13 protein-coding genes and 1 tRNA gene are annotated in these 20,266 nt (G+C 31.4%); 9 read left to right on the forward strand and 5 right to left on the reverse strand.

The features are described 5' to 3' along the window. Positions 1-69: 69 nt before the first annotated feature. The 4 genes from G507_RS0104920 to G507_RS0104935 form a co-directional block, all read right to left on the reverse strand. Positions 70-145 (reverse strand) — tRNA-His (locus tag G507_RS0104920). A gap of 63 nt (positions 146-208) precedes the next feature. After that, the gene (gene bshB1, locus G507_RS0104925) at positions 209-925 is read right to left on the reverse strand and encodes a bacillithiol biosynthesis deacetylase BshB1 (RefSeq protein ID WP_026716442.1); all 717 of its coding nucleotides are present in this window, start codon (positions 923-925) and stop codon (positions 209-211) included. After that, positions 922-1,953 carry an isochorismate synthase gene (locus G507_RS0104930; RefSeq protein WP_026716443.1) on the reverse strand — a complete coding sequence of 344 codons (1,032 nt, stop codon included), beginning with the start codon at positions 1,951-1,953 and terminating at the stop codon, positions 922-924. Before G507_RS0104930 ends, bshB1 begins: the two co-directional genes overlap by 4 nt. After that, on the reverse strand, positions 1,954-2,379 hold the full coding sequence (locus G507_RS0104935) for a PaaI family thioesterase (RefSeq protein ID WP_026716444.1): 426 nt from the start codon (positions 2,377-2,379) through the stop codon (positions 1,954-1,956). Between the two features lie 157 nt (positions 2,380-2,536). Between G507_RS0104935 and G507_RS0104940 the strand changes: the two genes are divergently transcribed. The 9 genes from G507_RS0104940 (at position 2,537) to G507_RS0104980 (ending at position 18,823) form a co-directional block, all read left to right on the forward strand. Continuing rightward, positions 2,537-4,069, forward strand: coding sequence for a hypothetical protein (locus G507_RS0104940; RefSeq protein ID WP_026716445.1), 1,533 nt, complete (start codon positions 2,537-2,539; stop codon positions 4,067-4,069). A 22-nt stretch (positions 4,070-4,091) separates the two neighbouring features. Beyond that, positions 4,092-4,736 carry a DUF1579 domain-containing protein gene (locus tag G507_RS0104945; protein WP_026716446.1) on the forward strand — a complete coding sequence of 215 codons (645 nt, stop codon included), beginning with the start codon at positions 4,092-4,094 and terminating at the stop codon, positions 4,734-4,736. 151 nt (positions 4,737-4,887) lie between these two features. Beyond that, the gene (locus G507_RS0104950; RefSeq protein WP_026716447.1) at positions 4,888-6,726 is read left to right on the forward strand and encodes an endonuclease; all 1,839 of its coding nucleotides are present in this window, start codon (positions 4,888-4,890) and stop codon (positions 6,724-6,726) included. A 140-nt stretch (positions 6,727-6,866) separates the two neighbouring features. Next, the gene (purL, locus tag G507_RS0104955; protein WP_026716448.1) at positions 6,867-10,526 is read left to right on the forward strand and encodes a phosphoribosylformylglycinamidine synthase; all 3,660 of its coding nucleotides are present in this window, start codon (positions 6,867-6,869) and stop codon (positions 10,524-10,526) included. Between the two features lie 168 nt (positions 10,527-10,694). Continuing rightward, on the forward strand, positions 10,695-12,476 hold the full coding sequence (locus G507_RS0104960) for an AMP-dependent synthetase/ligase (RefSeq protein WP_026716449.1): 1,782 nt from the start codon (positions 10,695-10,697) through the stop codon (positions 12,474-12,476). Between the two features lie 202 nt (positions 12,477-12,678). Beyond that, a complete protein-coding gene (locus tag G507_RS0104965; RefSeq protein ID WP_026716450.1) occupies positions 12,679-13,134 on the forward strand; it encodes a MarR family winged helix-turn-helix transcriptional regulator in 456 nt (151 codons plus the stop codon). A gap of 104 nt (positions 13,135-13,238) precedes the next feature. After that, entirely contained in the window at positions 13,239-15,629 is a 2,391-nt protein-coding gene (locus G507_RS0104970) for a 3-hydroxyacyl-CoA dehydrogenase/enoyl-CoA hydratase family protein (RefSeq protein WP_026716451.1), read from the forward strand. A gap of 110 nt (positions 15,630-15,739) precedes the next feature. Further along, the gene (locus G507_RS0104975; RefSeq protein ID WP_026716452.1) at positions 15,740-16,927 is read left to right on the forward strand and encodes an acetyl-CoA C-acyltransferase; all 1,188 of its coding nucleotides are present in this window, start codon (positions 15,740-15,742) and stop codon (positions 16,925-16,927) included. Between the two features lie 105 nt (positions 16,928-17,032). After that, positions 17,033-18,823 (forward strand): acyl-CoA dehydrogenase family protein, encoded by a 1,791-nt coding sequence (locus G507_RS0104980; protein WP_026716453.1) that lies wholly within the window; start codon positions 17,033-17,035, stop codon positions 18,821-18,823. Positions 18,824-18,891: 68 nt separating this feature from the next. On the opposite strand, the gene G507_RS0104985 is transcribed toward G507_RS0104980, so the two are convergent. Then, positions 18,892-20,112: a cation:proton antiporter gene (locus G507_RS0104985; protein WP_035665686.1), complete on the reverse strand. Its 1,221-nt coding sequence runs from the start codon at positions 20,110-20,112 to the stop codon at positions 18,892-18,894. Between the last annotated feature and the right edge of the window lie 154 nt (positions 20,113-20,266).

Genomic DNA, 20,266 nt, shown 5'->3' on the forward strand with positions numbered 1-20,266 from the left:
AAAAGAATATTCTATTTAGGAAATTGTATAAATAAAAAAAGCTCCAAATTTCTTTGGAGCTTAAAAGAAGGGTGAATGACCGGGTTCGAACCGGCGACCCTCGGTACCACAAACCGATGCTCTAACCAACTGAGCTACAATCACCATTTATTTAACGAGTGCAAATATACTACTGTTTTTCTATTTTACAAACAAAAAAAAGAGAATTTTATTTCAAATCACTTAAACTATTGATTGCCAAATATCTTTCGGTTGTAAATCCTTCTGCAAAATCAACACCAACTAATCTTCCTAAGTCTTCTGCGCGATATTTTATAGAGTCTAAGAAGTTTTTTGAAGTTATCGGAGTTATAGGTTCATTTGAATTTGGGTCATAAAATTGAGAACTATACGCTAAAACAGATTGTGTTTTAATATCCATAAATCCGGTTACATCAACTACAAAATCTGGTTCAAGGTTTTTCCACTGCATATAATGGTAAACTTGCTTCGGTCGCCAATGTTCTTGTTTTTCTCCATCTAATGATGTTTCTATTTTAATTAATCCTGATAAAAAACAAGCATCACTTACTAGTTTACTTCCTTTTCCGTGATCAATATGTCGGTCATCAATTGCATTACATAAAACAATTTCAGGCTTGTATTTTCGAATCATTTTGATGATTTCTAGTTGATGTTTTTCATCATTTAAAAAAAAACCATCTCTAAAACGTAAATTTTCTCTAAGCGAAACTCCTAAGATCTCTGCTCCTTTTTTAGCTTCTTCATCTCTAATTTCGGCAGAACCTCGTGAACCCAATTCACCTCGAGTTAAATCGATAATTCCGACTTTTTTACCCAAAGAAACTTCTTTAGCAATAGTTCCTGCTGCTCCTAATTCAACATCATCTGGATGTGCTCCAAATGCTAATATATCTAATTTCATGCTTTAGTTATTATTATATTTTTAATGGTTTCTGACTTATTTTGAGTTTCAATAAATTCATTTTCGGCTACACTATCTTCTGTAATACCACAACCTACATAAATTGAATTCTTTTTACCAATTTCCATACATCGCAAGTTAACGAATAAATTGGTAGTTTCATTTATATTCCATTCTCCTAAATATCCGGCATAAAATTTTCTATCATACTTTTCATTTTTCAAGATAAATTCTTTCGCTTTTTCTTTGGGCAAACCACAAACAGCAGGTGTTGGATGTAATTTTGAAATTAAGGCTACTTCATTTTCCTTAGAAATAGTTCCGAAAATTTTAGTCTTTATGTGCGCTAATTTTCCCGCTTGTACTGTAAATGATTCAGAAACTTCAATAGCTGAAGCTAATTCTTCACAATTGGAAATAATATAGTCCGTCACAAATTGTTGCTCTTGAATTTCTTTTGATGTCCAATGCACTTCATTCGAGTATAATTGCGTTCCTGCTAAAGCAACCGTTTCAAACTTATCGTTATTAATTTTAATTAACTGTTCTGGTGTTGCTCCAATCCAAATTCCAACTTTTGGATGAAAAAAAAAGTATCTAAATGCTGTTGGATAAGTTTTTAATAAATTTTGATACGTTTCAAACACATCAATTCCAGCCGAAAAATCGATTTTTCTTGAAACTACTAATTTTTCAAAATTACCTGATTTAATAGCTTCAACTGAATTATTTACTAAATTTTCAAAATGAATTTTATCTTCATTCAATGTTGGTATCTGGATTGATGCGGATTTAAAACTTAAATTGAAATTAATTTCTTCTTCAAAATATGCTGAATTCTCTTTAGGTAAAACGATTTTTGTTAAACCATCAAAAGATGTAAATACAAATCCACTTTGATTAATAAATTTATGTAATTCATCATCACTCTGAAAAAAAGCATTCAGTAGATTTTCATTAGGCCTAGCAAATAAAACAAAAGGTAAATTATTTAAAAACTGACTTTTTGCTTTTTCAAAAATATCCATTTAACGTACTTTTCTTGGTAAAATCATGTTCGTTAATTTACATAAACTAACCAAATTATTGCTTTCATCCGTAATTCTAATTTCCCATAAATGAATGCTTCTTCCTTTATGAACAATTTTAGCCGTTGCATAAACCATTCCGTCACGTTTAGCTTTCAAATGATTGGCAGAAATCTCAATGCCTCTAACTTCAGATTTTTCAGGATTTACAAATAATAATGAAGCTGCACTTCCTACGCTTTCTGCTAAAGCTACACTTGCACCACCATGTAACAATCCCATTGGCTGATGAACTCTACTATTTACTGGCATTTTAGCCGTTAAAAAATCTTCTCCAGCATCAATATATTCAATTTCTAACGTTTCCATCAACGTGTTTTTTGACCAATCGTTACACAATTGAAGCATCTTATCTTTATCAAACATGGTTTACTTATTTATTACAAAATTACTCATTTTTTAAATCTTATGCCTAAAAACTTTTTATAATAGATTGTTAATTGAGACTAAAAATACTTTTTTTTCGTTTCCATAAATAGCGTTTTAAAATTAATAATTACTTTTACGGAAATTCAATTTATTTATGCGTCAATATATAGGATTACTTTTTGTTGTACTTATAGCTTCGTTAACTTCTTGCAGAAGCGATTTTGATTTTGAAACAAGTTCTGGTGGATTAGAATTTTCAAAAGACACAGTTTATTTGGATACTGTTTTTACAAATATTGGTTCAAGTACTTATACCTTAAAAGTATATAATAAAAGTAACAAAAATATTTCTATTCCGAGTATTCGATTAAACAAAGGGGGAAGTTCAAAGTATCGTTTAATGGTGGATGGAATTCCAGGAAAAGAATTCTCAAATATTGAAATGCTGGCAAAAGATAGCATGTTCGTTTTTATTGAAGTTACAAGTGATGTTGCTGCTGCAAATCCTACAGATTTTTTATATACAGATTTTATCGAATTTGGAATTGGAACAAGTCAGCAAAAAGTAGAATTGGTTACCTTAATTCAAGATGCTTATTTTCTTTATCCTAAAAAATTTAGTGATGGAACAACTGAAACATTACCAATTGGGGAAGATGAAATTTATGGCTTCTTTTTAGATGAAACTGACCCTGTTAATGGCAATGAATTAATTTGGAACAACACAAAACCTTATGTAGTCTATGGTTATGCTGCTGTTCCTTCTAATAAAACATTAACCGTTTTAGCTGGAGCTAGAATACATTTTCATGCTGAATCAGGTTTAATTGTAGCCAATAATGCTTCATTACATATAAACGGTTCAACATCTACAACAGAAAACTTAGAAAACGAAGTCATTTTTGAAGGAGATAGACTTGAACCAACTTACACTGATGTACCTGGACAATGGGGAACAATTTGGTTAACACAAGGAAGTACAAATAATTCCATTAAAAATTTAACCCTTAAAAATGCAACTGTTGGGTTATTAGTTACAGGAAATGATGGGACTTCTACTCCAACTCTTACGATAGAAAATACTCAAATATATAATTGTTCCAATGTTGGAATTTTAGCTAGAACTGGAAACATCACTGGTAAAAATGTGGTTCTAAATAATTGTGGTGAAGCTTCTTTTGCAGGAAGTTTTGGAGGTAGCTATGAATTTACACATTGTACATTTTCCAATTATTGGCCTAGTCCAAATCAGACTTGTATATTGTTAGATGATTATATTGAAACTTCAAACGGTGATACAATTGAAGAATTAGTAAAAGCAGATTTTATTAATTGTATTGTATATGGTTCAAGTAATTTAGGAATTTCTCATAAAAAGAAAGGAAGTATTTTCAATTTTAAATATACCAATTGTCTAATTAAATTTATTGATGCAAGTAATCAGTTTACAGGAAATGAACTTTATAATTTTTCAAGTACACGTTTTGAAAACTGTATTAGAGCATCAAATTCTTCACAAAACAAACCTGATTTTAAAGATCCAACGAATAATGAATTAATAATTGGAAGTAATTCTGCTGCTAAAGCTGTAGCAAATAATACATTTTCAACTTTTAACGATATCCTAAACAATCCAAGAACTGGCTCAACTGACATGGGAGCTTATAATTTTATTATCTTTGACTAACTAACCTTATAACAAATATAGTATGAAAAAAATTATTTTATCAATATTGGCACTTACACTAAGTATTTCTTCATGTAAAAAGCTAGAAGTAGAGGAAACTGAAACGGTTCCAACACCAGATGAAGTAGTTGTTGATGAAGCAATTGTTGAAACACCTTTAGATTCTGCAGCAATAGCAAAAGCCTGGACTGATTATGCAACTCCATCAAAAGCTCACGAAATGTTAGCTAAAGACACTGGAACTTGGGATGCTGAAATGACTTTTTGGATGCCTGATAGTCCAGAACCTCAAAAAGCAAAATCAGTAGCCACTTACAAAATGATTCTTGAAGGAAAATACCAAGAAGGAACTTTTAAAGGAGAAATGTTTGGAATGTCTTTTGAAGGAAGAGGACTGACAGCTTATGACAATGCTTCAAAAGAATTCATAACTATTTGGATTGATAACATGGGAACAGGAATGCTGGTTTCTCGTGGTCAATATGATGAAGCTTCTAAATCAATCACTTTTTCTGGTAATATGGTTGACCCTGTAACTGGAAAAGAGAAAAAAGTAAAAGAAGTTATTACTTACATTGATGATAAAAATCAAAAAATGGAAATGTTTGAAGTAAATTCTGACGGAACTGAATTCAAAAACATGGAAATTCTTTCTAAAAAAAGATAACCTTTCTATAATCTAAATTCTAAAACTGTCCTAAAACGGGCAGTTTTTTTTTGTTTTATTACTAAATGTTTAAGTTTCATTTAAGTTTACTAATCTACGTAATAGTGAAATCATTTTTTTATATATTTATAAAACCCAAATTAATAAACTTATGAAAACTAAATTAACGCTATTGGCATTTGTCTTGCCTTTTTTAGCAATGGCTCAGATTCCTTCTGGTTACTACAGTACAGCAACAGGAACAGGTTACACTTTAAAAACCCAACTTTACAACAAAATCAAAGGACATTCCGACAAAGGTTATGCTGGTTTGTGGACAACCTACTCCACTTCTGACAGAGATAAGCAGTACGAAAATGACAATTCAATTATGGATGTATATTCAGAAAATCCAAATGGATCTGATCCTTACACTTATAGTTACAGTACAAATCAATGTGGAAATTATAGCACAGAAGGAAATTGCTACAATAGAGAACATATGATTCCTCAATCCGTATTTAATTCAGCTGCACCAATGGTTTCAGATGCACATCATATCCCACCAACAGATGGAAAAGTAAATGGTATGCGTTCTAATTATCCTCATGGAGATGTTTCTACTGCGACATGGACTTCTTTAAATGGAAGTAAATTAGGATTAAGCGCTGTTTCTGGTTATAATGGAACTGTTTTTGAACCTATAGATGAATTCAAAGGTGATATTGCTAGAATGTATTTTTACTTTGCAACACGTTATGAAAATACAATTGCCAATTATCCTTATGCTATGTTTAATGGAACAAGTAATCAAGTGTTTACAACTTCATTTTTAAATATGTTAATTTCTTGGCATAATCAAGACCCTGTAAGTGCAAGAGAAATTGCTAGAAATAATGCTATTTATACTCGTCAAAATAATAGAAACCCATATATTGATCACCCAGAATATGTTGGTCAAATTTGGGGAGGAACAAGTCCTGTAGCAGATACAACAGCTCCTTCTACTCCATTAAATCTTTTAGCATCAAATAGTACAACTTCTTCTTTACAATTAAATTGGTCTGCTTCTACGGACAATATTGGTGTTATTGGTTATGATGTTTATATGAATGGAAACTTAAAAGCAACAGTAACTTCAACATCTACAACTATAACGGGTTTATCTAGTGGAACAACCTATTCTTTTTATGTAAAAGCAAAAGATGCTGTAGGAAATTATTCTAGCAATAGTTCAACAATAAACGCTACAACAACTTCAACTTCTTTAGTAACAGATTTATACTTTTCTGAATATTTAGAGGGTTCATCAAATAATAAAGCATTAGAAATCGCTAATAACACAGGTAGTTCAATAAGTTTATCATCTTATGTTGTTAAAAAACAAACCAATGGTGCTGGCTCATGGAGTACAGGAATTTCTTTAACTGGTACTTTAACAAATGGTGCAAAGTTTGTCTTAGTAAATAGTTCAATTGCTTCAACTTGTTATTCAAAAACAACTGCTAATATATCAACAACTGCAACAGAATTAACCTTTAATGGAAATGATGCAGTTGGTTTATTTAAAAACGGAACTTTAATTGACATCATTGGAACTTTTAATGGTGGAACAGCTGATTTTGCTGCAAATGAAACTTTAAGAAGAAACACAAATGTGGCCGTTCCTAAAGCAACTTTCAATAAATCAAGTGATTGGACTTCTTATGCTTCTGATACTTGTGGTGGAATTGGAAATAAACAAGCAAGTTCTACTAAAGACACTAATTCTATAATTAGCGAATTTGATTTTAAATTATATCCAAATCCATCAAATGGAATCTTTTCAATTGAAATGGAAAATGTAAAAAAATATTCAATTGAAATTTATTCAACTTTAGGAAAAATAGTTTATTCTAAAAATGATAATTATCAATCAACATTAAATATAAACCACTTACAAACCGGAATTTATTTAATAAAAATTACAACGGATTCTAATACTAAAACAAAAAGAATAATTATCAATTAATTATTAAAGGCTTCCTCCAAAAAAGGAAGCCTTTTTATTTTAACACTTTCCAATAAAAATAGTTAAAAAGTATTTTAATGCGACTTTGCTAATTCTACTTTTTAAACTAAATTTGCAATAACAACACAAACAACAACAAAATGATTCATTTCTTCGGAAACGAAAGTGATACTGTTTTTGCCGTACAAACGCAAAACGACCTTTCAGCAGAAACTATTTCTAAATTAAATTGGTTATTTGGTGACGCTCATAAAATAGATAAATCCGTTCTTGCGGATTTTTTTGTTGGACCTAGAGCTGCAATGATTACACCTTGGAGTACAAACGCTGTTGAAATTACTCAAAATATGGGAATTTCAGATATTATTAGAATTGAAGAATTCTTTAAAACAACTGAAAATTTCTCTGAATTTGACCCAATGTTATCTCAAAAATATAATGAACTAAATCAAGACATTTATACAGTTAACATTCTGCCTGAATCTATTATTGAAATTGAAGATATTGCAAAATATAACAAACAAGAAGGTTTAGCATTAAATGATGAAGAAGTAACATATCTTGAAAATTTAGCTGAAAAATTAAATAGAAAACTAACCGATTCTGAAGTGTTTGGATTCTCACAAGTGAATTCAGAACATTGTAGACATAAAATTTTCAACGGAACATTTATTATTGATGGCATTGAAAAAGACACCTCTTTATTCAAGTTAATTAAAAAGACTGCTGCTGAAAATCCTAATGATATTGTTTCAGCTTATAAAGATAACGTAGCATTTATAAAAGGTCCTGTTGTAGAACAATTTGCACCAAAAAGTGCTGACAAACCAGATTTTTATCAAAAAACAGATTTTGAATCAGTAATTTCTATAAAAGCAGAAACACATAATTTCCCAACCACAGTTGAACCTTTCAATGGAGCTGCAACTGGTGCTGGTGGAGAAATTCGCGATAGATTAGCGGGTGGTCAAGGTTCTTTACCGTTAGCAGGTACTGCTGTTTACATGACATCATATTCGCGTTTAACAAACAACAGAACATACGAAAATGGTATGCCAGAAAGAAAATGGTTGTACCAAACACCAATGGATATTTTAGTCAAAGCTTCAAACGGAGCATCTGATTTTGGAAACAAATTTGGACAACCTTTAATTACAGGTTCAATCTTAACTTTTGAACATGAAGAAGATGGTAGAAAATTAGGGTACGATAAAGTAATTATGCAAGCTGGTGGAATTGGTTATGGAAAAGCTTCTCAAGCCCAAAAAGAAAAACCAACTCCTGGTGATAAAATAGTAATTCTTGGTGGTGAAAACTACAGAATTGGTATGGGTGGTGCCGCTGTTTCTTCAGCTGACACTGGTGCATTCGGTTCTGGAATTGAATTAAATGCCATTCAACGATCTAATCCAGAAATGCAAAAACGTGCAGCAAATGCAATTCGTGGTTTAATTGAAAGTGAAACAAATCCTATTGTATCAATTCATGATCATGGAGCTGGTGGTCACTTAAATTGTTTGTCTGAATTAGTAGAAGAAACTGGAGGTTTAATCGATTTAGATAAATTACCTGTTGGAGACCCAACGCTTTCTGCTAAAGAAATAATTGGTAATGAATCTCAAGAAAGAATGGGATTAGTTATCGGTCAAAAAGACATAGATACTTTACAAAAAATTGCCGACAGAGAACGTTCTCCAATGTATCAAGTTGGTGATGTGACGGATAATCATAGATTCACCTTTGAAAGTAAAACTACTGGTGCTAAACCAATGGATTTTGCTTTAGAGGACATGTTTGGAAGTTCTCCAAAAACTATCATGGATGATAAAACTATCGACAGAAAATATGCAGATTTACATTATTTTCCAGATGCTATTCCACAATATTTAGAAGAATTACTAAAACTAGAAGCTGTTGCTTGTAAAGATTGGTTAACAAATAAAGTAGATCGTTGTGTTGGTGGAAAAGTTGCCAAACAACAATGTGCTGGACCAATTCAATTGCCTTTAAACAATGTTGGAGTCATGGCTCTGGATTACAAAGGAAAAGAAGGAATTGCAACTTCAATAGGCCACTCTCCTATTTCTGCTTTGGTTAATCCAACTGCTGGAAGTAGAACTGCTATTGCTGAAGCTTTATCTAATATTGTTTTTGCTCCTTTAAAAGAAAATTTAAAAAGTGTTTCACTTTCTGCCAACTGGATGTGGGCATGTAAAAATGAAGGTGAAGATGCTCGATTATACGAAGCAGTTCAAGCTTGTTCTGATTTTGCTATTGAGTTAGGAATTAATATTCCAACAGGAAAAGATTCGCTTTCTATGAAGCAAAAATATGCTAATGAAGAAGTAATAGCTCCTGGAACTGTCATCATATCTGCTGCAGGAAACTGTAATGATATCACAAAAGTAGTTGAACCAGTTCTTCAAAAAAATAAAGGGTCAATTTATTATATTAATTTATCTCAGGATGCCTTCAAATTAGCAGGAAGTTCATTCGCACAAACTTTGAATAAAATTGGAAATGATGTGCCAACTATCAAAGATGCTTCTTTCTTTAAAAAAGCTTTTAATGCAATTCAAGATTTAATTAAAGACAACCAAATTGCTGCTGGTCATGATATTGGAAGTGGTGGATTAATTACTACTCTCTTAGAAATGTGTTTCGCAGATGAAAATCTTGGAGCATACATTTCATTCGATAGTTTTTCAGAAAAAGATTTAGTTAAAATTTTATTTTCTGAAAACATTGGTATTGTTCTTCAAGCCAATGATGATTTAGTTTTTGAAAAAGCTTTAGCTGATATTGAATATTTTAAACTCGGAACAACAATAGAAGGTAATTCATTAAATATATCACAAAACGGACAACAAACAACATTAAATATTCCTAAATATAGAGAAATGTGGTTTGAAACTTCATTCTTATTAGATCAAAGACAAACTAAAAACGGAAAATCATTAGAACGTTTTGAAAATTTTGCCAATCAACCTTTAAAATATACATTCCCAGCTCATTTCACTGGAACAAATCCAGTACTAAATGAAACAAAACCAAGACCAAAAGCAGCTATTATACGTGAAAAAGGAAGTAATTCTGAACGAGAAATGGCTAATGCTATGTATTTGGCTGGATTTGATGTAAAAGATGTTCACATGACTGATTTAATATCAGGAAGAGAAACATTAGAAGACATTCAGTTTATTGGTGCTGTTGGTGGTTTTTCTAATTCAGATGTTTTAGGAAGTGCAAAAGGTTGGGCTGGAGCATTTTTATACAACGAAAAAGCAAACATAGCTTTAAAAAACTTCTTCAAAAGAGAAGACACACTTTCTGTTGGAATTTGTAACGGTTGCCAATTATTTATGGAATTAGAAGTCATCAATCCAGAACACGAAGTTCATGGAAAAATGAAACACAACGATTCACATAAACATGAAAGTGGATTTACATCTGTAACCATTCAAGAAAATAACTCAGTAATGCTAAAAACTCTAGCTGGAAGTACTTTAGGAGTTTGGATATCACATGGTGAAGGAAAATTTAATTTACCAAATACAGAAGATCAATATAATATTGTAGCTAAATATGCTTACGAAGGTTATCCTGCAAATCCTAATGGTTCTGATTACAACACAGCAATGATGTGTGACACAACAGGAAGACATTTAGTAATGATGCCACATATTGAGCGTTCAACTTTCCCTTGGAATTGGGCAAATTATCCAAAAGACAGAAACGACCAAGTTTCGCCTTGGATTGAAGCTTTTGTGAATGCAAAACAATGGATTGAAGAAAAATAATACAAATTACACCCTTTAAAAACTTAATTTAAAGGGTATTTTTATTTTAGTATGCATGCATAATATTCTTGTTTTCAATAAGATAAAATAAACAGATTATCATATTCATAAAAAATTGGTTAATTAATTAAATTTTCATAATTTGCATTCACTTAATTATGCAAAAATATGAATACAATTACTAGATTGTTTGACTTTCCTTATCACCAATTAGAAAAATATAGTTTATCTGATTCATTAGTTACTAAATATGGTGACGAGTGGATAAAAACTTCAACACAAGAATATTTAGATAAAGCGAATGCTATTTCTAGAGGTTTATTACGTTTAGGAGTAAATGTAAATGATAAAATTGCTGTTATTTCTTCTTCAAACAGAACAGAATGGCATATCTGTGATGTTGGTATTTTACAAACTGGTGCTCAAAATGTACCTATTTATCCAACGATTTCAGAAGAAGATTATGAATATATTTTGAATCATTCTGAGTCAATTTACTGCTTTGTATCTGATGATGAAGTGTATCAAAAAGTTAAAGCCATTCAAAAAAATGTTCCAAAATTAAAAGAAGTCTATTCTTTTAACGAAATAGATGGTTGTAAAAACTGGAAAGAAATTTTAACTTTAGGAGAAAACAAAGATAATCAAGACCAAGTCGAAGCTAGGAAAGATGCTATTGTTACAACCGATTTAGCAACATTAATATATACCTCTGGAACTACCGGAAGACCAAAAGGTGTTATGCTAACGCATCAAAACATTGTTTCAGATGTATTAATGAGTGCTCCAAGAGTACCTTTAAGAGCTGGAGATACAAGAGCCTTAAGCTTCTTGCCTATTTGTCACATTTTTGAAAGAATGCTTACTTATTTATATCAATACTATGGTATTTCAATCTACTTTGCCGAAAGTATTGAAAAGATTAGTGACAATTTAAAAGAAGTACATCCACATGTGATGTCAGTTGTTCCTCGATTGTTAGAAAAAGTTTATGATAAAATTTATGCTAAAGGTGATGCTCTAACTGGAATCAAGAAAAAATTATTCTTCTGGGCTTTAGACTTAGGTATGAACTATAAACCTTATGGCGAAAATGGTGCTTGGTATGAATTCCAATTAAAAATAGCTCGTAAATTAATTTTCTCCAAATGGCAAGAAGGTCTTGGTGGTGAACTAGAATTATTAGTTTGCGGAAGTGCTGCTTTACAGACGAGACTTTCAAAAGTTTTCTGTGCGGCAAATATTCCTGTTATGGAAGGATATGGTTTGACCGAAACCTCACCTGTAATTTCTGTTAATGACATGAGAAATGGTGGTTTTAGAGTTGGATCTGTCGGGAAAGTTCTAGATGGCGTCGAGGTAAAAATAGCTGAAGACGGTGAAATTCTTTGTAAAGGACCAAACGTTATGGTTGGTTATTTCAAAGAAGAAGAAAAAACAAAAGAAGTGCTTACAAACGATGGTTATTTTCATACTGGTGATATTGGTGAAATTGATTCTGATGGTTTCTTAAAAATTACTGATCGTAAAAAAGAAATGTTCAAAACATCTGGAGGTAAATATGTAGCTCCACAAATTCTTGAAAACAGCTTTAAAGAGTCTAGATTTATTGAGCAAATTATGGTTATTGGTGATGGTGAGAAAATGCCTGCAGCTTTTATACAACCTAATTTTGAATTTATCAAGGAATGGGCTGTAAGAAAAAAACTCTCAATTGGATCAACCAATAAAGAAATCTCTTCCAACGAAAATGTAATCGCAAGAATACAAGAAGAAGTGAATGATGTAAATGAACACTTTGGAAATTGGGAAAAAATCAAAAGATTTGAATTAACTCCAGATATTTGGAGTATCGAAGGAGGACATTTAACACCAACAATGAAACTAAAAAGAAAAATAATCATTGGTATATATAAAGACCTGTACACTAAAATATATGGTGAAAAATAATCAAACAAAGCTCTTCTAAATTAGAAGAGCTTTGTTGTTTTAATCAATTTTCCCACAATATGACAAAAAATAAGACATTATATTATGAAATGATTATTTTTTTATTAAAAAATAATTAATATTGAAAAATAATTGTAATTTTTTCTAAAATACTATGCGCGCATAGTATTTTTTTTTATCTTTGAGTTTCAATTCAATATTTATGAAGGATAAAACAATAGATTATGCACTTCGTGCAACTTGGCAAGCTGTCGCTCGTATGTATAATGAAGAAGCTTCAAAGTATGAAGCCACAATGGCTACAGGATTTGCTCTTTTAAGTATTGATAAAGAAAAAGGAACTTCTTCTACAGCATTAGGTCCAAAAATGGGAATGGAAGCGACTAGTCTTACAAGAACATTAAAATCAATGGAAGAAAAGGGGTTAATCATTCGAAAGAAAAACCCAAACGACGGACGTGGAGTGATCATCCACCTAACTCCTTTTGGTCAAGAAAAAAGAGATCTATCAAAATCAACAGTTGTAAGATTTAATGAAACAATTAAAGATGTTGTTTCCCCAGAAAAATTACAACACTTTATGGAAGTTGCTGAAATAATTAACGATTTAATTTCCGATAAAAAAATATTTTTAGAACAAGAATTACAAAAAAAATAACATTTATACATATATGAAATCGCAACTATAAAAAATTTGCTAAAGCAAATACAAATAAAAAAGCGATAACATATGACAAGTAAAAAAACAAATATTAACAACATATGAAACGTAATATTAAAAAAGTAGCTGTTATTGGTTCAGGAATTATGGGAAGCGGAATTGCTTGTCATTTTGCCAATATTGGTGTCGAAGTCTTATTATTAGACATCGTTCCAAGAGAATTAACAGATGCTGAACAAAAAAAAGGATTAACTTTAGAGAGTAAAGCTGTTAGAAATCGTTTAGTAAACGACCATTTAATGAACGCTTTAAAATCGAAACCATCTCCTATTTATCATTCAAGTTTTGCTGATAGAATTACTACTGGTAATACTACTGATGATATGAAAAAAATAGCTGATGTAGATTGGATCATTGAAGTAGTAGTTGAAAGACTAGATATCAAAAAACTAGTTTTCGAACAAGTTGAAAAATTCAGAAAACCTGGAACTTTAATAACTTCTAATACTTCTGGAATTCCAATTCACTTTATGAGCGAAGGAAGAAGTGAAGATTTTCAAAAACATTTTTGTGGAACGCATTTCTTCAATCCAGCACGTTACTTAAAATTATTTGAAATAATCCCTGGTCCAAAAACTTCTCAAGATGTATTAGATTTCTTGAATGGTTATGGTGAAAAATTCTTAGGAAAAACTTCAGTTCTAGCCAAAGATACTCCAGCTTTTATTGGAAATAGAATCGGAATCTTCGGAATCCAAAGTTTATTCCACCAAGTAAAAGAAATGGGATTAACCGTTGAAGAAGTGGATAAATTGACTGGTCCAGTTATCGGTCGTCCAAAATCAGCTACTTTTAGAACAGTTGATGTAGTTGGTTTAGATACTTTAGTTCACGTAGCTAACGGAATTTATGAAAATTGTCCAAACGACGAATCACATGAATTGTTTAAGCTTCCTGAATTTGTAAATAAAATGATGAAAAACCAATGGCTTGGAAGTAAATCGGGTCAAGGTTTCTATAAAAAAGAAGGTAAAGAAATTCTTACCTTAGATTTAGATACTTTAGAATATAGAGCTAGTAAAAAAGCTTCATTCGCAACTTTAGAATTAACAAAAACAATTGACAAACCAATTGACAGATTCAAAGTTTTAGTAAAAGGAAAAGACAAAGCAGGTGAATTCTACAGAAAAAACTTCGCTTCAATGTTCCAATATTGTTCTAACCGTATTCCAGAAATCACAGAAGATTTTTACAAAATTGACGATGCTATGAAAGCTGGTTTCGGTTGGGAAAATGGTCCTTTCGAAATTTGGGACGCAATCGGAGTTGAAAAAGGAATCGAATTAATGAAAGCGGAAGGTTATACTCCTGCTGCATGGGTTAATGATATGTTAGCTTCTGGAGTGACTTCTTTTTACTCCATAAAAGAAGGTGCAACTTACTTCTACTCTATCACTAATAAAAAAGTAGAAAAAATTCCGGGTCAAGATGCCTTTATCATCTTAAATAACATACGCGAAAGCAAAAAAATATGGAACAACAGCGATTCTATCATTACTGATTTAGGCGATGGAATTATCAATTTAGAATTTACTTCAAAAATGAACTCAATAGGAGCTGGAGTTTTGCAAGGAATAAACAAAGCTATTGACATTGCAGAAAAAGAATACAACGGTTTAGTAATCGGAAATCAAGGTTCAAATTTCTCTGTTGGAGCTAATTTAGGAATGATTTTCATGATGGCTGTTGAGCAAGAATATGACGAATTAAACATGGCTATCAAAATGTTCCAGGACACTATGATGCGTTGTCGTTATTCAGCTATTCCAGTTATTGCTGCTCCTCACGGAATGACACTTGGTGGTGGTTGTGAACTTACAATGCACGCAGATAGAGCTGTTGCCGCTGCTGAAACTTATATTGGTTTAGTAGAATTTGGAGTAGGTGTAATTCCTGGTGGTGGTGGTTCTAAAGAAATGGCTTTAAGAGCTTCTGATCTTTTCCGTAAAAATGACGTTGAATTAAATGTTTTACAAGAATATTTCTTAACAGTTGGTATGGCTAAAGTTGCAACTTCTGCTTACGAAGGTTTTGATAACGGAGTTCTTATTAAAGGAAGAGACATTGTGGTTGTAAATAAAGACCGTCAAATTGCAACTGCAAAACAAGTAGCAATGCAAATGGCAGAACAAGGATACACTCAAGCGCCAAGAAGAAAAGATATAAAAGTTTTAGGAAAACAAGCTTTAGGTATGTTCTTAGTTGGAACTGATAGTATGGAAGCTGGTAAATATATTTCAGAACACGATAAAAAAATTGCAAACAAATTGGCTTACGTTATGGCTGGTGGCGATTTATCTGAACCAACTCTAGTAACAGAACAATATTTATTAGATTTAGAAAGAGAAGCCTTTTTATCACTAACAGGTGAAAGAAAATCGTTAGAAAGAATTCAGCACATGTTAACTAAAGGAAAACCGTTGAGAAATTAATATTAATCAATATTCTAATATTAAAAAGGAACACAGATTTAAGAAATAATTAAAATTTTTAAAATTTCTCTAATTTATTAAATCTGTGTTCCAAAATAAAAAATAAAAATATGAAAACTGCATATATAGTAAAGGCTTATCGTACAGCCGTAGGAAAAGCACCAAAAGGCGTTTTTCGTTTCAAAAGATCAGATGAACTGGCTGCTGAAACAATAGAACACATGATGAATGAGTTACCAAACTTTGACAAAACTCGTATTGACGATGTCATGGTTGGTAATGCAATGCCAGAAGCCGAACAAGGTTTAAATATGGCACGTTTAATTTCCTTAATGGGATTAAAAGTTGAAGATGTACCTGGTGTAACAGTAAATAGATACTGTGCATCTGGAATTGAAACTATCGGAATGGCAACTGCTAAAATCCAATCAGGAATGGCTAATTGTATCATCGCAGGTGGTGCAGAAAGCATGAGTTTTATTCCGATGGGTGGATACAGACCAACTCCAGATTATAAATTATCAAAAGACGGTCACGAAGATTATTATTGGGGAATGGGTTTAACGGCAGAGGCTGTTGCCAACCAATTTAAAGTTTCTCGTGAAGATCAAGATGAATTTGCTTTTAAATCACACATGAAAGCCTTAAAAGCACAAGCTGAAGGTAGATTTGATGAACAAATTGTTCCTATTACTGTGAATGAAACTTTCGTAAATGAAAACGGTAAAAAAGAAACACGTTCTTACGTTGTAAATAAAGATGAAGGTCCAAGAGCTGGAACTTCAGTTGAAGCATTAGCTAGATTACGTCCTGTATTTGCAGCTGATGGAAGTGTAACTGCTGGAAACTCCTCTCAAATGAGTGATGGTGCAGCTTTTGTATTAGTAATGAGTGAAGAAATGGTTAAAGAATTAAACCTTGAACCTATTGCAAGATTAGTAAATTTTGCTTCTGCAGGTGTTGAACCAAGAATCATGGGAATGGGACCAGTTAAAGCAATTCCAAAAGTATTAAAACAAGCTGGTTTAAAACAATCAGACATTGATTTAATTGAATTAAACGAAGCTTTCGCATCGCAATCATTAGCGGTTACTCGTGAATTAGGTTTAAATCCTGATATCGTAAACGTTAATGGTGGAGCAATTGCATTAGGTCACCCACTTGGCTGTACAGGTGCAAAATTATCAGTTCAGTTATTTGACGAAATGCGTAAACGTGGAAATGCGAAATACGGAATGGTAACTATGTGTGTTGGAACTGGTCAAGGTACAGCAGGAATTTACGAATTTTTAAAGTAAAAAATAAAGGAATACAGATTTAAGGAATCAGAGAAGTTTTTAAAATTTTATTAATTTCTTAAATCTATGTTCAAAATAATAATATAATATAACAAATTATAAGTCATGGCAGATATTATCAGAGGAGGACAATTCCTTGTAAAAGAAACAAAATGTGAAGACATCTTCACACCAGAAGATTTTTCAGAAGAGCAAATTATGATGCGTGATTCGGTTATCGAATTCGTAGACAAAGAATTATGGCCAAATAAAGAGCGTTTTGAAAAGAAAGATTACGCACTTACTGAAGAGGTAATGAAAAAAGCGGGTGAATTAGGTTACTTAAGTATAGCTGTTCCTGAAGCTTATGGTGGAATGGGAATGGGTTTTACAAATACCGTTTTAGTTTGTGATTACATTTCTGGTGCAACAGGTTCATTTTCAACAGCTTTTGGGGCTCATACTGGAATTGGAACTATGCCAATTACTTTATATGGAACAGAAGAACAAAAACAAAAATATGTCCCTAAATTGGCTACTGGTGAATGGTTTGGAGCTTATTGCTTAACGGAACCAGGTGCAGGTTCTGATGCCAATTCAGGAAAAACAAAAGCTGTTTTATCGGAAGATGGAAAATATTATAGCATTACTGGTGGTAAAATGTGGATTTCAAACGCAGGTTTCTGTCAAGTTTTTATTGTATTTGCTAGAATTGGTGATGATAAAAATATTACAGGATTCATCGTTGAAAATGATCCTTCAAACGGAATTTCATTAGGTGATGAAGAACATAAATTAGGAATACGCTCTTCTTCTACTCGACAAGTATATTTTAACGATACAAAAGTTCCGGTTGAAAATATGTTAGCAGGACAAGGTGAAGGTTTTAAAATTGCTATGAATGCATTAAACGTTGGACGTATTAAATTAGCAGCAGCTTGTTTAGAAGCACAACGTAGAACAATTTCTACAGCTGTTCAATATGCTAATGAAAGAGTTCAATTTAATGTTCCTATTTCTAGTTTTGGAGCTATTCAAGCTAAATTAGCAGAAATGGCAACAAATTCTTATGCTGGTGAAAGTGCAACTTATAGAGCTGCTCATGATATTGAAAACAGAATTAACATTAGAGTTACTGAAGGAAATTCTCATCAAGAGGCTGAATTAAAAGGTGTTGAAGAATTTGCTATTGAATGTTCAATCTTAAAAGTTGCCGTTTCTGAAGATGTACAATCTTGTACCGATGAAGGAATTCAAATTTTTGGTGGAATGGGATTCTCAGAAGATGCACCAATGGAAAGTGCTTGGAGAGATGCTCGTATTGCAAGAATATACGAAGGAACTAACGAAATCAACAGAATGTTATCTGTTGGAATGTTAGTTAAAAAAGCAATGAAAGGTCATGTTGATTTATTAGGACCAGCTATGGCAGTAGGTGAAGAATTAATGGGAATTCCTTCTTTTGATGTTCCAGATTATTCTGAATTATTTGCTGAAGAAAAAGAAATGATTGCTAAACTGAAAAAAGTATTCTTAATGGTTGCTGGTGCAGCTGTTCAAAAATACGGACAAGAATTAGAAGATCACCAACAATTATTAATGGCTGCTTCAGATATTTTAATTGAAGTTTATATGGCTGAAAGTACTATTCTTAGAACTGAAAAATTAGCTAAAAAAGAAGGTGCTGACAAAGTACAAGAACAAATTGCAATGGCTCAATTATATTTATATCATGCAGTAGATATCATTAACCAAAAAGGAAAAGAAGGAATTGTTTCTTTTGCTGAAGGTGATGAACAACGTATGATGTTGATGGGGCTAAAACGATTTACAAAATATGCGAATATGCCAAATGTAATTGGTCTTCGTGAAAAAATTGCTGCTAAATTGATTGCGGAAAACAAGTACGCTTTCTAAAGTAGTAAAGTTTGATTTAATTTAGTTTGTATAAACCGTCAAGATAAGTTTCTTGACGGTTTTTACTTTTATAAGGGAACGTCTATATCAATTTTTAAATTAGAATCATTCTCTTTTTTTGATTCTGAGGTATTTTTATTGAACATTAAACCAAACATCATTATTAAAGCTGTTAATACAATTACTTGAATAATTAAGGCTCTATTTACCAAATCAATTTTTAATGCACTAGGAATTCCAATAAAAAGCAAAATAGTTATCAAACCTCTTGGCGCTACAAATAATAATGGCATTAATTCCATTTTATATATTTTTAACTGTATAGCTCTTATTAGGTAAATAAGTACAACTATTCCTAATGCTAATTCGAATGTATTTGGATTTAAAACATCTGCAGTTTCAATTAAAAAACCAAATAATATAAAGAACAAAGAACGAACTAAAAAAGCCGCTTCAATGGTTAACTCCTTAAATTTAAAAACTTCTTTATCTAAGGCTTTAGGGTTTAGAAATTTAATAAAACTAAAGCGTTCTAATTCATCAAAATTACCCATAATTAGGCCAAAAATCATTATAAAAATTAAAGCTGGTAAATGATAAATTTCTGATACTGCATATATTAGAATAATTAAAAGGACAATTGGCGCAAATTTTACATGATGGTCAATTCTACTCAATAAAAAGGCTAAAAAAGCAGTTGCAATAAATGAAATGATCAACATGATTAAAATTTGTAATCCAAAATTACCAACCGTTTCTAAATTAATTACATCATTTAAAACTAAAAAATTAAAGAACAAAACTCCTAAAATATCAGACAAACTACTTTCATAAATAGCAAATTCTTTATTAAATGAGCTTAAATTACCAACACTTGAAATTGCAATGGCACTACTAATAATACATAATGGAATGGCATTAATCAATCCTTGTTTGTAATCTGCATCTAAAAAATAATAGAAAAAATGACCAACTATAAATGCCGTTACAAACAAAGGAACAATAGCTGTTACCAAGGTTTTTCCAATAAAGGGTAACTTTTTTTTATTAAATTGGAGTTCTAGTGAACCTTCTAAAACAATCAATATTAGTCCAACAGTACCAAAGAAAGGTAATAATGGATTTAAATCAGGAATAACAATGTCTAAAATACCTGTTCCTTGCTTAACAAGCCAGCCCATTAATATTAATAATATCACTGACGGAATTTGTGTTTTATTTGATGTTACTGTAAAGGCATAAGCCAATAGCAGTAAAGCACAAATAGTAATTATAACTACATAATTCATAAAAAAATCTTTTTAGCAAGATAAAAATATTTTAGTATTTTAAGCTAAAAAAAAAGTCCTTTTATATAAATAATATTAACAACCGCTATTATTTCTTTAGTTTGTTAAAAATTTCTTAAATTTACAATTATCAAAACTAATTATTAAAATATAT

Origin of the sequence: Flavobacterium gelidilacus DSM 15343, assembly GCF_000422685.1 — a bacterium.
GTDB lineage: Bacteria > Bacteroidota > Bacteroidia > Flavobacteriales > Flavobacteriaceae > Flavobacterium > Flavobacterium gelidilacus.

Excerpts from the sequence above, each read along its gene's own strand:
- bshB1 (WP_026716442.1), bottom strand. The coding sequence starts at position 925 with ATGAAATTAGATATATTAGCATTTGGAGCACATCCAGATGATGTTGAA.
- G507_RS0104930 (WP_026716443.1), bottom strand. The coding sequence starts at position 1,953 with ATGGATATTTTTGAAAAAGCAAAAAGTCAGTTTTTAAATAATTTACCT.
- G507_RS0104935 (WP_026716444.1), bottom strand. The coding sequence starts at position 2,379 with ATGTTTGATAAAGATAAGATGCTTCAATTGTGTAACGATTGGTCAAAA.
- G507_RS0104940 (WP_026716445.1), top strand. The coding sequence starts at position 2,537 with ATGCGTCAATATATAGGATTACTTTTTGTTGTACTTATAGCTTCGTTA.
- G507_RS0104945 (WP_026716446.1), top strand. The coding sequence starts at position 4,092 with ATGAAAAAAATTATTTTATCAATATTGGCACTTACACTAAGTATTTCT.
- G507_RS0104950 (WP_026716447.1), top strand. The coding sequence starts at position 4,888 with ATGAAAACTAAATTAACGCTATTGGCATTTGTCTTGCCTTTTTTAGCA.
- purL (WP_026716448.1), top strand. The coding sequence starts at position 6,867 with ATGATTCATTTCTTCGGAAACGAAAGTGATACTGTTTTTGCCGTACAA.
- G507_RS0104960 (WP_026716449.1), top strand. The coding sequence starts at position 10,695 with ATGAATACAATTACTAGATTGTTTGACTTTCCTTATCACCAATTAGAA.
- G507_RS0104965 (WP_026716450.1), top strand. The coding sequence starts at position 12,679 with ATGAAGGATAAAACAATAGATTATGCACTTCGTGCAACTTGGCAAGCT.
- G507_RS0104970 (WP_026716451.1), top strand. The coding sequence starts at position 13,239 with ATGAAACGTAATATTAAAAAAGTAGCTGTTATTGGTTCAGGAATTATG.
- G507_RS0104975 (WP_026716452.1), top strand. The coding sequence starts at position 15,740 with ATGAAAACTGCATATATAGTAAAGGCTTATCGTACAGCCGTAGGAAAA.
- G507_RS0104980 (WP_026716453.1), top strand. The coding sequence starts at position 17,033 with ATGGCAGATATTATCAGAGGAGGACAATTCCTTGTAAAAGAAACAAAA.
- G507_RS0104985 (WP_035665686.1), bottom strand. The coding sequence starts at position 20,112 with ATGAATTATGTAGTTATAATTACTATTTGTGCTTTACTGCTATTGGCT.